We start from the raw sequence: 14,116 nt of genomic DNA, 5'->3' as shown, positions 1-14,116 counted from the left end.
CCAGCTAGCCTCCTAACACTTCGAAGGTGCCAGATCATAGGGCATTCCTGAGGCTTTGCAGGTGGGCGACCTGGCGGGTGAATTCGGCGGCGCTCATGCGTGGCGCCGGGTAGGGCCGCATGGCCTGGCTGATGGCGCTGACCGGCAGGCGCGTCATGCGCCCGAGCAGTTGCCACTGTTCGGCGATCGGCAGGCGTTCGAAGCCCGGCTGGCGCTGCCGCGCGCGGCGCAGCACGTCGCGCTGCAGGCCTTGCACCAGGGCCACGTGGCCGCGCTGGCGGAGCAGGAAGTCGGCGCCGGCGCGCAGGTGTTCCACCAGTTGCCGGCGGGCGCGGCTGGGCACCGGTTGCAGCGGGCCCTGGCGCTGGCCGGCGCGCCACAGCAGCAGCGCCAGCAGCAGGGCGAGGGCGACCAGCGCCTGCGGGTAGTTGCGCAGAAGTAGGTTGAGCAGGCTGTCGCCGTCGGCGCGGTAGACCAGGGTGACGGCGCTGTCCTGGGTCAGGTACCAGAGCAGCCAGGCGTTGTCGTAGGCGTCGAGGTTGGCGGTCTGCCAGATCCAGTTGTCGGTCAGCACCGTGACCAGGCCGTCGCCCAGCTGCAGTTGCAGCAGGTGGGTGGCGTCGTGGCTGTTGGCCCAGGCGTAGGCGAGGTTCTTCGAGTCGTAGAGGTGGTACTCGGTGTCGAAGCCGATGTAGGCCGGGGCCTGCTCGTTCTCCAGGTAGAGCTTGGTCAGGTCCGGGTAGGCGTCGGCGTCCTCTTCTTCGCCGGCCTTGGCCGGGTCCGCCGCGGGGGACGCTGGCTGCTCGACGCCCTTGGGCGGCGGCACCTTGGCCGGCGCCGTGGCCTCGCCATCGGCCTCGGGCTTGTCGGCGCTGGCGCCCTTGTCCAGGTCCTCGGTCAGGTATTGCTGGATGCCCAGTGGGTCGAGCAGCAGGTCGCCGCTCTTGCCGTCCTTCTCGTCCCACAGGCGCTCGGCGGTGACGATCAGGTGGCCGCCGCGGCGCGCCCAGTCGAGCAGGGCGCGGTTCTGCGCGGGGGTGACGTTCTCGCGGCCGCCCAGCAGGATCAGGGTGTGGCCCTGGCTGGGGAGGTTGTCGAGCACTTCCAGGCCCTTGGCGCTGTCGACCCGCAGGCCGCGGCCGCGGAGGAAGCGTTCGGCGGCCAGGTAGGGGTTGGCCCGCACCTCGGGGGAGGGGCCGTGTTCGATCTTCTCCGGGTAGGGCCGCAGGTTCTGGTACAGGTACCAGGCCACGGCGGCGCCGACCAGCAGCACCAGCACGCCGAGCAGCCAGCGGGTGGAGCGGTTCATGCCGGCGCTCCCGGGCCGAACAGCCGGCGCCAGCCGTCGCACAGCGCCTGGCGCAGTTCGCCGGGCGGCGGGCGGTGGCCGTAGGCGAGGGCCTGCCAGTGGCCGGTCAGCTCCCGCGCGTAGCTGTCCAGCTCGGGTTGCTGCAGGCCTTCAACCTGGCCCAGCACTTCGCCTTCGGTGCTGGAGTCGCGCAGCGGCACCCGGTAGTCGTGCAGCAGGCGGCTGAGCAGGGCGCGGTAGAGCAGGCCCAGGGCCGCGCGGGGTTGCTCGTCCCAGAGCCGTTCGGCAGTGCTGGCGACGTCCTCGGGCAGGCTTTCCGGCGCCAGTTCCAGGCCGAACAGCACCGCCGGCGCCTCGCGCGGGGCCTTCTGCGGCAGGCCCAGGCGGGTGGCGAACAGGCGCAGCCATTCGCGGTAGCGCCACAGCAGCAGGACCACGGCGGCGATCAGCGCGGCCCACAGCAGCGTCTGCAGCGATTGCAGGATCAGGCCCAGCGGCCGCCAGTGGGCCAGGGCGTCGAAGAAGGCCTTGAGGTCGTCCTCGTTGCCCTTGCCGGCCTTTTCCCTGGGCGGCTCGCCCAGGCGCCAGCGGGTGACCGTCTCGCTGTTGCGGAAGGGCGGGGCGTCGAGCAGGCTGTCGACGGCCTGGCGCGACTGTTCGCTGGTCAGCTTCTGGTGCAGCAGGCGCGCGGCTTCGGGGCCGTTCGGGTCCTGGTTGGGCAGCGGGCAGCTGGTGGCGCTTTCCGCGGCCCAGGGCGCGCTGCCGGGCAGCATCGCCAGGGCGCCGGCGCACACCAGCAGCAGGGCGTAGGCGCTGCCCACCAGGCGCTGGCGCAGGCAGCGGAACACCAGTTCGATATCCCAGGCCTCCAGCTCGGTGCGGCGGTTGAGGTAGAGGGTGAATCCACAGGCCACGTAGACCGGCTCCCAGACCACCAGGACCAGCGCGTAGAGCAGGTTGGACAGGTGCTCCAGCCACTGCCAGTCGCCTTGCAGGGCGTCCAGCAGGGCCTGCCACTTCCAGTCCGACAGCCATTGCTGCGGCAGCATCAGGTAGAGCAGCGCCATCAGCCCCAGGTACAGGGCCAGCTCGAAGTGCATGCCGACCACCGTCAGCCAGGTGGCGCCGCCGGCGTTGCGCTGGCCCAGCACCACCAGGCGCTGGCTGCGCGCCTGGCCGGCCAGGCCCTCCAGTTGCAGCACCGGCAGGTCGAAGCTGCGCGTCGGGCTGAAGCGCCGCCACAGCAGGCTGGGCAGCAGCTGGCGCCGCAGCAGGCCGGGGAAGGCGCGTAGGGCCTCGCGCAGCGTCGGGGTGTCGGCGAACAGGGCGCGGGAGAGGATGTACAGCGGCAGGCGCTCGAAGGCCGGCTTCAGCCACCAGAAGATCAGGATGGCCAGGCTGGAGTAGTCCCACAGCAACAGGCTGAGCACGGCGAACACCGGCAGCGTGACCAGTGCCCAGCTGGCCATCAGCAGCCCGGCATGCCGTCGCGCCAGGAGCACGCCGAGGTCCAGTGCCTCCCAGGCGCTGCGCGGGCGGATCGCCACGCTGGCGTCAGTCAGGCGCATGGCGCTGGCGTCCGGCGAACAGGAAGTAGCTGCCGACCAGCAGCCAGAGCGCGGCGCCGACGCCGTACTTGACCGTGGCTGGGAAGCGCGTGAGCGAGGACCAGTAGCCCTCGACGAAGGCGGCGACGAGCAGCAGCAGGATCACCCCGGCGACCAGTTGGATGGCCTTGGCCGCGGCCTGGCGCAGCGCCTCGCCGCGGCTCAGGCGCCCCGGGGCGAGCAGCGCCCAGCCGAGCTTGAGCCCGGCGGCGCCGGCGAAGGTGACGGCGGTCAGCTCGAAGGCGCCGTGGCCGATGACGAAGGACCAGAAGGTCTGCACGTAGCCGATCTGCGTCAGGTGGCCGGCCACCGCGCCTATCATCAGGCCGTTGAAGAACAGGAAGAACAGGCTGCCCAGGCCGAACAGCAGGCCGCTGGCGAAGGTCTGGAAGGCGATGCCGATGTTGTTCATCACGTAGAAGGCGAACATCTGCCAGTTGTCCCCGGCGCCGCGCTCGCCCAGCGGGCCCAGGCGCGCGGCGTCGGGGGCGTACATGCCTTCCATCTCCGCCACCCGTTCGGCGCTGAGCACGCTGTAGACCAGGTCGGGGAAGCAGTACACCAGCACGCCCATGAGCAGCAGGGTGCCGTAGAACAGCAGGCTGGCGACGGCGATGGCGCGCCACTCTTCGCGCACCAGGCGCGGGAAGCCGGCCAGCAGGAAGCCGATCAGCCGCGAGCCGAGGTGGCTGCGGTGGCGGTAGAACTGCTGGTGGCCGCGCATGGCCAGCTGCTGCAGGTGGTCGATCAGGTGGCTGCTGTAGCCGCGGTCCTGGGCCAGGGCCAGTTGCTGGCAGAGGCTGCGGTAGTCGCTGGCGAAGTCGCCGTCGCGGGTGGATTCCTCGCGCTTGCCGCTCTCCAACTGCTCCAGGCGCTTGGCGAAGCGCTTCCAGTCGTTGCGGTGGCGCTGCTCGAACAGGCTCTGCTTCATGGCGCCAGGCCTCCGCCGAGCAGGCCGCTGGCGATGCCGGCCAGGCGCGCCTCGGCCTGTTCCGCGGGCACGCCCAGGGGCTCGGCGAGAATCCCCGCCAGCTCCTCGCGGCGCGCCGCCGACAGGCCCGCGGCGCGTTCGCTGAAGCCGGTGACGGCGCGCTGCTCGGCCAGACTCAGCGGGCACGGCGGCAGTTGCGGCGGCACCTGGGGAACCGGCGGCCGGCTCGGTGGCGGGTCGCGGTAGATCACCAGGGTGCCGGCGGCCAGGTCGCCCAGGCGCTTGAACGCCGGGTTGGACAGGCAGGCGAGCAGGCCCAGGGTGTAGCCGAAGGGCAGGATGTCGGCGAAGCGCAGCAGGTTGCGCAGCAGCGAGGCGGGCCAGCCGACCGGCGTGCCGTCGTCGTGGACCACGCGCAGGCCCATGACCTGCTTGCCGGGCGAACGCCCCTGGTTGAGCACTTCGAAGAGGACCATGTACCACCAGGTGACGAGGAAGGTGAGCAACAGGCCAAGGCCGGTGCCCAGTTGGCCGAGGAAGGCCAGCAGGATATACATCACCAGCATCAGCAGCACGCGGATGCCCAGGTCGATCAGGTAGGCCAGGGCGCGGGCCACCGGCCCGGCCGGGCGCAGCAGCAGGTCGATGCCTTCCGGGGTTTCCACCTGGTAGCGGGTGTCCAGCGGTGGGCTGGCGGGGCGTGGTGGCGCGGCGGCGATCAAGGGCGTTGGCAGTCGCTAGAGGGAAAGTCCGATGCTAGCCAGCGCCGCCCTGCTAGGCAACCAGGGCGGCGGGCAATTCCGGGCTGTTTCTCAGTTGGCCGGCGGCAAGACGCCGAAGATGGTGCGGTAGAGCACGCCGATGGCGATGAAGGCCAGCGGCAGCGTCCAGACCAGGCCGATCAGCAGCGGGATGGCGCTGAGCAGCATGATCAGGCCGAGCGCCAGGAACAGGCCGAAGACCTTGAACCAGTGCTGGCCGATGGCTTTGCGCGAGGCCTCCATGGCCTGCCAGGGCGACAGACCGCGCTCCACCACCAGCGGGATGGCCAGGGCATAGGAGACGCCCAGGTAGATGCCCGGCAGCACCAGCAGGAACAGGCCCAGGTAGGTCAGCACGGTGATCGCGAGGCCAGTGACGAGCAGCGGGACGAACAGGCCGAAGTAGGCGAACAGCTCGTTGATGGTCGCCGGCTGATCGGCGGCGCGGCGGATGCCGATCATGTTCAGCCCGGCCAGCAGCGGGTAGCAGAGCGCGCCGGCGAGGACGCTGACGATGATTTGCAGCGCGCCGGGTTCGGAGTCGTGGATCAGGCCCAGCAGGCCGAGGACGAAGGCGATGACGAAGCTCAGCAGGTTGACCGCCACGGCGTAGATGATCGCCGCGACCACCAGCGTGCCCTTCATGCCCTTGACCTTGTGCCAGGCTTCGCCCAGCACGTCGCCGATGCGGAAGTCGTAGCCGCGGGCGAGGGCTTCCTCGATGCTGGGCGCGCCCGCGCCCGTGGGGTTCTGCTGCAGCTGGCTGGCCGGTGTCGCGTAGGGGTTCTGTTCGAATTCCTGGTTCATATGAGCCAATCCCTGGTGATGTGAAAGAAACCGCGCCTACACCATAACCCATACCGAGGTTCCGGGCAGCCCGCAGGGGGATGGTAGACTGCCCGGCCAGGCCAAGGGAGAGCGTCATGACCGCCAGCATCTTCTGGTACGACTACGAGACCACCGGCATCGACCCACGCCGCGACCGCCCGTTGCAGGTCGCCGGCATCCGCACCGACGAGGCGCTCAACGAGATCGAGGCGCCGCTGAACTTCTACTGCCGCCCCAGCGACGACATATTGCCGCACCCGGCTGCCTGCCTGATCACCGGCATCACTCCGCAGCGCCTGGAAGAGCAGGGCCTGGGCGAAGCCGAGTTCATGACCCGCCTGCACGCCGAGCTGTCGCGCCCGGGCACCTGTGTGGCCGGCTACAACACCCTGCGCTTCGACGACGAAGTCACCCGCTACAGCCTCTACCGCAACTTCTTCGACCCCTACGCCCGCGAATGGCAAGGCGGCAACAGCCGCTGGGACCTCATCGACCTGGTGCGCACCGCCTACGCGCTGCGCCCGGAAGGCATCCAGTGGCCGCTCAACGACGAAGGCGTGGTCACCCTGAAGCTGGAGCGTCTGACCGAGGCCAACGGCCTGGAGCACGGCCAGGCCCACGACGCCCTGTCCGACGTGCGCGCGACCATCGCCATGGCCCGGCTGCTCCGCCAGCGCCAGCCCAAGCTCTACGACTTCCTCTACCGCCTGCGCGGCAAGCACGCGGTGCTCGACCAGGTGCAGCTGCTCAAGCCGCTGGTGCACGTGTCCGGGCGTTTCTCGGCGGCGCGCAGCTTCCTGTCGCTGGTGCTGCCGCTGGCCTGGCACCCGCGCAACCGCAACGCCCTGATCGTCTGCGACCTGGGGCTGGACCCGGCGCCGTTGCTGGAACTGGACGCCGAGACCCTGCGCCAGCGCCTGTACACCCGCCGCGAGGAACTGGGCGAGGGCGAGCTGCCGGTGCCGCTGAAGCTGGTGTACGTCAACCGCTGCCCGGTGCTGGCGCCGCTGGCGGTGCTGCGCGAGCAGGACCAGGCGCGCCTGGGCATCGACCTGGCGGCCTGGCAGGCGCGCGCGCAGGTGCTGGTCGAAGGCAAGCCGCAGTGGCAGGACAAGCTGGCCGCGATATATGAACAAGAGAACTTCCCCGGCGTCGCCGATCCGGAACAGCAGCTATATGACGGTTTTATCGGCGACCGTGACCGGCGGCTCTGCGAACAGGTACGCCAGGCGGACCCCGTGCGCCTGGGACGAGAACAATGGCCATTCGACGATCCGCGCCTGGTGGAACTTCTGTTCCGTTATCGCGCGCGGAATTTTCCGGAAACTTTGTCTACGGCCGAGCAGGAACAATGGCGGGAGTTCTGTCGTTGCCGGCTGATGCTCGACGAGTACGGCGCGCCCAATACCCTCGCGAACTTCGAAGTGGCTCTGGCCGAACAGCTCGAAAATACTGGGCTGCAGGGCAGGGCATTGCTGCAGGAGTGGCAGGCATATGCGGCAGTCTTGCGTCAGCGTTATTGCCTTTAGTGTTCCGCGAGTTCTTCGCGGGCAATAAAAAACGCCAGCCGAAGCTGGCGTTTTCGCAATGCGCGTGACGCGGCGGGGCGGGCTCAGCCCAGCAGGGTGGCCCAGCTCTCGACGGTGTCGGCGCCCCACTTGGCCTTCCATTCCTTGAGCGTCTTGTGGTTGCCGCCCTTGGTTTCGATGACTTCGCCGTTATGCGGGTTCTTGTATTGCTTGACCTTGCGCGCGCGCTTGCTGCCGGTGGCCTTGGCGGCACGCGGGGCCTTGCTCAGTTTGGCGTCCGGATCGAGCAGCGCGAGGATGTCGCGCAGGGACTTGCCATAGCTGCCCATGAGCGTGCGGAGTTTCTCTTCGAACTCCAGTTCCTTCTTCAGCTTGTCGTCCTTTTCCAGGGACTTGAGGCGCTCTTGAAGTTCCTTGATGGCTTCTTCGGTGGCGCGGTACTCATTGATCAGTGACATGTCGGCGTACCTTGTCTTGAGGTCAAGCGTTGCTGGAATATTAGTACTCCCAATAATAGTCAGCCGATTTGTTCGAGTAAACCATTGGATAAAGTTTTCTGGCTACTTAACGTAATATTTAAGTTGCTTCGATAGACGTATTGTCCGCGCACTTAAATCAGGACCTGTCCGAATGTCCCTTGGCGGCGGTCGCGGTTTTCCCGGGCAGCCGCTAGAATGGCGGCCTTCGCGAAGTATCTGGAGCCACACCCATGCGCACTTTCCGACTGGTGATCGCCTGTCCCGACGGGGTCGGCATCGTCGCCAAGGTGAGTAATTTCCTGGCCACTTACAACGGCTGGATCACCGAGGCCAGTCATCACTCCGACAACGACAACGGCTGGTTCTTCATGCGGCACGAGATTCGCGCCGACTCCCTGCCGTTCGACCTCGACGGGTTCCGCCAGGCCTTCGCCCCCATCGCCCGCGAGTTCAACATGGTCTGGCGCATCACCGACTCGGCGGTGAAGAAGCGCGTGGTGCTGATGGCCAGCCGCGAGTCGCACTGCCTGGCCGACCTGCTGCACCGCTGGCACAGCGGCGAGCTGGACTGCGAGATCCCCTGCGTGATCGCCAACCACGACGACCTGCGCAGCATGGTCGAATGGCACGGCATCCCCTACTTCCACGTGCCGGTGGATGCGAAGAACAAGCAGCCGGCCTTCGACGAGGTGTCGCGGCTGATCGACGAGCACCAGGCCGACAACGTGGTGCTGGCGCGCTACATGCAGATCCTGCCGCCGGACCTGTGCCAGAAGTACCGCCACCAGGTGATCAACATCCACCACAGCTTCCTGCCCTCGTTCATCGGCGCCAAGCCCTACCACCAGGCTTCGCTGCGCGGCGTGAAGCTGATCGGCGCGACCTGCCACTACGTCACCGAGGAACTGGACGCCGGCCCGATCATCGAGCAGGACGTGGTGCGCGTGAGCCACCGCGACAACGTCGAGGAAATGGTGCGCCTGGGCAAGGACGTGGAAAAGATGGTGCTGGCGCGCGGTTTGCGCTATCACCTGGAAGACCGCGTGCTGGTGCACGATAACAAGACCGTGGTGTTCGACTGAGGACCTGTCCACGATCTGCTGCGCGTCGGCATAACGGCGTTAAAAACAGGCGAGCGATGCTCATTTAGCGGACTAAACTGCGCTCTCTCGCCTGTTTCTGCCTTGTTCTGCTCTAGCTCGCGAGATCGTAAACAGGCCCTGAGCCGCGTCGGCCGGGCGAACCCGCATTGCAGGAGAGCCCGGCCATGTCCGACGAGAAAGCCCCCGGCACAGCCACCCCGCCGCCCACCCTGGGCGAAGGCTGTACCAGCCGTTACGACATCGATGCGCTGAGCGAGGAGGACGGCACCGAGTTCCCCGGCGCCGCCGAACTCTGGCGCGAACTGCAGTACGACGGGCCGCGCCCCGAGGCGCCGCCGAAGAAACCCTAGCCGATTCGCCCGTGTGGAGGTGACCCATGCGCGCCATGCTGCTCGAACAGGTGGGCCAGCCGCTGCGACTGCGCGAGCTGCCCGTGCCGCAACCCGGCCCCGCTGAGCTGCGCGTGCGCGTGGCGGCCTGCGGGGTGTGCCGTACCGACCTGCACGTGGTCGACGGCGAGCTGCCGGCGGTGCCCCTGCCGGTGATCCCCGGGCACGAGATCGTCGGCTACGTCGATGCCCTGGGCGCGGGCGTCGAGGGCTTCGCCCTGGGCCAGCGGGTCGGCGTGCCCTGGCTGGGGCACACCTGCGGTCACTGTCCGCCCTGTACCCGCGACCAGGAAAACCTCTGCGACGCGCCGCAGTTCACCGGCTACACCCGGCCGGGTGGCTATGCCGAGTACGTGGTGGCAGATGCGCGCTTCACCTTCGCCCTGGGCGAGGCGGGCGACGACGCCGAGCTGGCGCCGTTGCTCTGCGCCGGGCTGATCGGCTGGCGCTCGCTGGTCAAGGCCGGCGACGGCCGGCGCCTGGGCCTGTACGGCTTCGGCGCGGCGGCGCACATCGTGCTGCAGGTGGCGCGCTGGCAGGGGCGCGAGGTCTACGCCTTCAGCCGTCCCGGCGACCACGCCGCCGAGGCTTTCGCCCGCTCGCTGGGCGCCGTCTGGGCCGGGCCGTCCGACCAGGCGCCGCCGCAGCCACTGGACGCGGCGATCATCTACGCCCCGGCCGGCGAACTGGTGCCCGCCGCGTTGCGCGCCGTGCGCAAGGGCGGCCGGGTGGTGTGCGCCGGCATCCACATGAGCGACATCCCGAGCTTCCCCTATTCGATCCTGTGGGGCGAGCGCGAGCTGGTCTCGGTCGCCAACCTGACCCGCCGCGACGGCCTGGAGTTCTTCCCCGTCGCCGCCCGGGCCGGGGTGCGCACCGAGGTGCAGCGCTACCCGCTGGAGCAGGCCAACCAGGCCCTGGACGATCTGCGCCACGGGCGTTTCCAGGGCGCGGCGGTGTTGGTGCCGTGAAGGGGCAGCGGGATACCCCGGCTTTTCGTGGGAGCGAGCCGTGCCTGCCTGTGCGGTAGGCGCAACTGTCTTGCCGACTGCGCCGAGGTGCTTTTCGTAGGATGGGTTGAGCTTGCGATACCCATCGGATCATGGCGATAGGTTTGCCGGACGGTGTAGGAGCGGATCTTATCCGCGAAACGCGCCGGTGGTTCCGGCTATCGCGGACAAGGTCCGCTCCTACACTGCTCCATTCGCGCCATTCCCCTGTAGGAGCGCGCCCTGCGCGCGAAATCGCCGGCAGGGCCGGCGCTAGGCGTCGCGGTTGCGCAGGCCGATCAGGCGGCGCAACAGTGGGCGTCCGGCCATGATGGCGAACACCGGCGCGCCCGCCACCAGGTAGAAGTAGTAGGTCACCACCCGCCAGACCAGGATGGCTGCGGCCGCGGTCGGCTTGCCTACCAGCGGGCTGAGCATCGCCAGCGAGGTCAGCTCGGTGCCGCCGGCGCCGCCCGGCAGCAGGGTGGCCAGGCCGGCGGCGAGGGACAGCAGCTGGATCAGGAAGGTCCAGGCCCAATGCAGCTCCACGCCCATGGCCTGGAGGATCAGGTAGAGCACCGAGAAGCGCAGCAGCCAGTGGCTGCTGGTGAGCAGGAACACCAGCGCCAGGCGCCGGCGCGGCTGCTTGAGGCTGGTGGCGATGCTGTCGCGGAAGTGCAGCAGCTTGCGCGCCCAGTGCAGGCGCCGCCGCGGCTTGACGCCCAGGCGCGCCAGCAGGCGGCCGTTGGCGCGGATCACCCGGCGCTGGAAGCGCGCCAGCAGCACCACGCCGAACAGGATGCCGCCCAGCAGCACGGCGCTGACCAGCAGCGAGGATTCCAGGTTCGGGCTCAGGCTGTGGGACAGCGTGTAGCACAGCACTACTAGCAGCGCCGTGAGGAAGAACAGCAGGTCGCTCAACTGGTCGACGGCGAAGATCGCGCTGCTCTGCGCCGGGCGCAGGCCGCGGCGGGCCAGCAGGGCCATCAGCGTCAGCGGCGCGCCGCTGCCGCCGGGGGTGGCGTAGAAGGCGAATTCCGAGGCCATGATGATGCCGATCGACTGCCGCTGGCTCAGCGGCCCGGCGCGGCCGGCCAGCAGCACGCGGAGCTTCTGGGCGTTGATCAGCCAGCACAGCAGGATCATGCCGAGCAACAGCAGCAGGTTGTCCAGCGGGAAGCTCGCCAGTTGCTCGAGCATCGGCCGGCCGCCCAGCACCAGCGGCACCAGCGAGGCGCCGAGCAGGGCGATCAGCAGCCACCAGGCGCGGCTCATGGCCGGGCCTCGCGGCGAGTGGGGCGCGCTCCGTTCAGTTCGGGGCGCGGGGTGTTGCGGCAGACGAAAATGACGGTTACCTCCGGGACTGTGCGCTTCCCTCTTCTGTGGACTACCGCTTCGGGCAGGCGTTCGCAGTCGCTGAGGGGAGTCTACGGCAGCCTCGGCAGTGGCGCCCCGGTCCTTTCGTCGGTCCGGGGCATCCGGGGCTCACGGGTGTTCGGTTTCCTTGGCACCTTCCTCCAGCGCCTTGTTCTGCCAGCCTTCCTCGCCGGGCAGGATCAGGTTCAGGACGATGGCGACGATGGCGCACAGGGCGATGCCCTTCAGGCCGAAGTCGTCCGGGCCGGTGCCCGAGCCGATCAACACGCCGCCGATGCCGAACACCAGTGTCACCGAGACGATGCACAGGTTGCGCGCCTGCGACAGGTCGACCTTGTGGCGGATCAGGGTGTTCATGCCCACCGAGGCGATGGTGCCGAACAGCAGGCAGAGGATGCCGCCCATCACCGGCACCGGGATGCTCTGCAGGATGGCGCCGAACTTGCCGACGAAGGCCAGGCCGATGGCGAACGCGGCCGCCCAGGTCATGATCTTCGGGTTGTAGTTCTTGGTCAGCATCACCGCGCCGGTGACTTCGGCGTAGGTGGTGTTCGGCGGGCCGCCGAACAGGCCGGCGGCGGAGGTGGCGATGCCGTCGCCCAGCAGGGTGCGGTGCAGGCCCGGGGTCTTCAGGTAGTTCTTGCCGGTCACCCCGCCCACGGCGATCACCCCGCCGATGTGCTCGATGGCCGGGGCCAGGGCCACCGGGACGATGAACAGGATGGCCTGCCAGTTGAATTCCGGCGCGGTGAACTTCGGCAGCTCCAGCCAGGGCGCGGCGACGATCTTGGCCACGTCGACCACACCGAACATGAACGACAGCGCGTAGCCCACCAGCACGCCGCTGATGATCGGCACCAGGCGCAGCATGCCCTTGCCGAACACCGCGACTATCAGGGTGGTGATCAGCGCCGGCATGGAGATCAGCATGGCGGTGCGGTAGGGGATCAGCTCGGCGCCGTCGCCGGCCTTGCCCATGGCCATGTTGGCGGCGATGGGGGCCATGGCCAGGCCGATGGAGATGATCACCGGGCCGATCACCACCGGCGGCAGCAGGCGGTCGATGAAGCCGGTGCCCTTGATCTTCACCGCCAGGCCCAGGAAGGTGTAGACGAAGCCGGCGGCGACCACCCCGCCCATGGTCGCGGCCAGGCCGAACTGGCCCTTGGCGAGGATGATCGGAGTGATGAAGGCGAAGCTGGAGGCCAGGAACACCGGCACCTGGCGCCCGGTCACCAGCTGGAACATGAGGGTGCCGAAGCCGGCGGTGAACAGCGCCACGTTCGGGTCCAGGCCGGTGATCAGCGGCATCAGCACCAGGGCGCCGAAGGCGACGAAGAGCATCTGCGCGCCGGCGATGACCTGGCGCCACAGCGGGTCATGGAATTCGTCGGCCATGGATCAGTTTTCCTTCTGCTTGGTGCCGAAGATCTTGTCGCCGGCATCGCCCAGGCCGGGGATGATGTAGCCGTTCTCGTTCAGCCCCTGGTCGATCGAGGCGGTATAGATGATGACGTCCGGGTGCGCCTCGGCCACCGCCTTGATGCCCTCGGGCGCGGCCACCAGCACCATGGCGCGGATTTCCCTGCAGCCGGCCTTCTTCAGCAGGTCGATGGTGGCGACCATGGAGCCGCCGGTGGCCAGCATCGGGTCGATGATCAGCGAGCGGCGCTCGGCGATGTCCGGCGCCAGCTTCTCCAGGTAGGTGTGCGCCTGCAGCGTCTCTTCGTTGCGCGCCACGCCCACGGCGCTGACCTTGGCCCCGGGGATCAGGCTGAGCACGCCGTCGAGCATGCCGATGCCGGCGCGCAGGATGGGCACCACGGTGATCTTCTTGCCGGCGATCTTCTCCACCTGCACCGAGCCGGCCCAGCCGGGGATCTCGTAGTTCTCCAGCGGCAGGTCGGCGGTCGCCTCGTAGGTCAGCAGGGCGCCCACTTCCTGGGCCAGCTCGCGGAAATTCTTGGTGCTGATATCGTGGCGGCGCATCAGTCCGATCTTGTGGCGGATCAGGGGATGGCGAATCTCGTGCACGGGCATGGACGGGGTCTCCGGGAGAGGGCTGGCAAAAAATTGCGGTAGCGTAAAGCATCTTAGGGGCAGTTGGCAGTCAGTGCGCGACAAATAGCCGCCGGCCGCCTACTGCCGGAACCCGCCTGGCCTGGCGCGGGATTGTCGGCGACTTTCGTCCGCCGGTACTTGCTCCAGGGCAGAGGGATGGGTACCTTTGCGCACTTTTTCCGGGAGAGCCCGCCAATGTCCGTCGATCTCGCGCACATCCGCCAAGTCATGGCCGAAGCCGATTGCCTGTACAACGACGCCGAAGTGGATGCCGCCATCGGCCGCGTCGCCCAGGCGATCAACGCGGACCTGGCCGAGCGCAACCCGGTGGTGTTCTGCGTGATGAACGGCGGGCTGATCTTCTCCGGCAAGCTGCTGCCGAAGCTGGACTTCCCCCTGGAGCTGTCCTACCTGCACGCCACCCGCTACCGCAACGAGACCACCGGCGGCGAGCTGTTCTGGAAGGCCAAGCCGGAAATCTCCTTCATCGACCGCGACGTGCTGATCGTCGACGACATTCTCGACGAAGGGCACACCCTCTCGGCGATCATCGACTTCTGCCGCCACGCCGGCGCCCGCGAAGTGCACACCGCGGTGCTGATCGACAAGGACCACGACCGCAAGGCGCGCCCGGACCTGAAGGCCAACTACGTCGGCCTGTCCTGCGTGGACCGCTACATCTTCGGCTACGGCATGGACTACAAGGGCTACTGGCGCAACGCCCCGGGCATCTTCGCCGTCAAGGGCCTCTGA

At 68.4% G+C, this 14,116-nt stretch carries 14 protein-coding genes; 5 read left to right on the top strand and 9 right to left on the bottom strand.

What is annotated here, in order from left to right; all coding sequences use genetic code 11:
• Window positions 1-34: 34 nt before the first annotated feature.
• From IG194_RS09255 to IG194_RS09235, 5 genes are all read right to left on the bottom strand, one after another.
• Window positions 35-1,309, bottom strand: a complete 1,275-nt coding sequence (locus tag IG194_RS09255) for a DUF4350 domain-containing protein (protein ID WP_058487510.1) — start codon at window positions 1,307-1,309, stop codon at window positions 35-37.
• On the bottom strand, window positions 1,306-2,877 hold the full coding sequence (locus tag IG194_RS09250; protein WP_058487509.1) for a DUF4129 domain-containing protein: 1,572 nt from the start codon (window positions 2,875-2,877) through the stop codon (window positions 1,306-1,308). The genes IG194_RS09255 and IG194_RS09250 overlap by 4 nt, the downstream gene beginning before the upstream one ends.
• Window positions 2,864-3,847, bottom strand: coding sequence for a stage II sporulation protein M (locus IG194_RS09245; protein ID WP_043314106.1), 984 nt, complete (start codon window positions 3,845-3,847; stop codon window positions 2,864-2,866). The genes IG194_RS09250 and IG194_RS09245 overlap by 14 nt, the downstream gene beginning before the upstream one ends.
• On the bottom strand, window positions 3,844-4,569 hold the full coding sequence (locus IG194_RS09240; protein ID WP_043273289.1) for an RDD family protein: 726 nt from the start codon (window positions 4,567-4,569) through the stop codon (window positions 3,844-3,846). The genes IG194_RS09245 and IG194_RS09240 overlap by 4 nt, the downstream gene beginning before the upstream one ends.
• A 90-nt stretch (window positions 4,570-4,659) precedes the next feature.
• On the bottom strand, window positions 4,660-5,415 hold the full coding sequence (locus IG194_RS09235) for a hypothetical protein (protein WP_058487508.1): 756 nt from the start codon (window positions 5,413-5,415) through the stop codon (window positions 4,660-4,662).
• A 116-nt stretch (window positions 5,416-5,531) separates the two neighbouring features.
• Here IG194_RS09235 and sbcB point away from each other — a divergent pair, with 116 nt between their 5' ends.
• On the top strand, window positions 5,532-6,965 hold the full coding sequence (sbcB, locus tag IG194_RS09230) for an exodeoxyribonuclease I (protein WP_058487507.1): 1,434 nt from the start codon (window positions 5,532-5,534) through the stop codon (window positions 6,963-6,965).
• An 83-nt stretch (window positions 6,966-7,048) separates the two neighbouring features.
• On the opposite strand, the gene mvaT is transcribed toward sbcB, so the two are convergent.
• On the bottom strand, window positions 7,049-7,423 hold the full coding sequence (gene mvaT, locus IG194_RS09225) for a histone-like nucleoid-structuring protein MvaT (RefSeq protein WP_009615827.1): 375 nt from the start codon (window positions 7,421-7,423) through the stop codon (window positions 7,049-7,051).
• 251 nt (window positions 7,424-7,674) lie between these two features.
• Between mvaT and purU the strand changes: the two genes are divergently transcribed.
• From purU to IG194_RS09210, 3 genes are all read left to right on the top strand, one after another.
• On the top strand, window positions 7,675-8,526 hold the full coding sequence (gene purU, locus IG194_RS09220; RefSeq protein WP_009615828.1) for a formyltetrahydrofolate deformylase: 852 nt from the start codon (window positions 7,675-7,677) through the stop codon (window positions 8,524-8,526).
• A 185-nt stretch (window positions 8,527-8,711) separates the two neighbouring features.
• Window positions 8,712-8,897, top strand: coding sequence for a hypothetical protein (locus IG194_RS09215; RefSeq protein ID WP_058487506.1), 186 nt, complete (start codon window positions 8,712-8,714; stop codon window positions 8,895-8,897).
• Window positions 8,898-8,923: 26 nt separating this feature from the next.
• Window positions 8,924-9,907 (top strand): zinc-dependent alcohol dehydrogenase family protein, encoded by a 984-nt coding sequence (locus IG194_RS09210; protein WP_058487505.1) that lies wholly within the window; start codon window positions 8,924-8,926, stop codon window positions 9,905-9,907.
• 291 nt (window positions 9,908-10,198) lie between these two features.
• Here the strand turns inward: IG194_RS09210 and IG194_RS09205 are convergent, their stop codons facing one another.
• The 3 genes from IG194_RS09205 to upp form a co-directional block, all read right to left on the bottom strand.
• The gene (locus tag IG194_RS09205) at window positions 10,199-11,200 is read right to left on the bottom strand and encodes a lysylphosphatidylglycerol synthase transmembrane domain-containing protein (RefSeq protein ID WP_058487504.1); all 1,002 of its coding nucleotides are present in this window, start codon (window positions 11,198-11,200) and stop codon (window positions 10,199-10,201) included.
• A gap of 210 nt (window positions 11,201-11,410) precedes the next feature.
• Window positions 11,411-12,700 (bottom strand): uracil-xanthine permease family protein, encoded by a 1,290-nt coding sequence (locus IG194_RS09200; protein ID WP_064987530.1) that lies wholly within the window; start codon window positions 12,698-12,700, stop codon window positions 11,411-11,413.
• A gap of 3 nt (window positions 12,701-12,703) precedes the next feature.
• Window positions 12,704-13,342, bottom strand: coding sequence for a uracil phosphoribosyltransferase (upp, locus tag IG194_RS09195; RefSeq protein WP_009615833.1), 639 nt, complete (start codon window positions 13,340-13,342; stop codon window positions 12,704-12,706).
• A gap of 216 nt (window positions 13,343-13,558) precedes the next feature.
• On the opposite strand from upp, the gene IG194_RS09190 reads away from it, so the two are divergent.
• Window positions 13,559-14,116: a hypoxanthine-guanine phosphoribosyltransferase gene (locus IG194_RS09190; RefSeq protein WP_009615834.1), complete on the top strand. Its 558-nt coding sequence runs from the start codon at window positions 13,559-13,561 to the stop codon at window positions 14,114-14,116.

It is taken from the genome of Pseudomonas sp. ADPe (assembly GCF_014843515.1).
In the GTDB taxonomy this organism is placed as follows: Bacteria; Pseudomonadota; Gammaproteobacteria; order Pseudomonadales; family Pseudomonadaceae; genus Pseudomonas; species Pseudomonas citronellolis.
The sequence above is the reverse complement of the archived record's forward strand: the minus strand, read 5'-3'. Positions and strand labels throughout refer to the sequence as shown.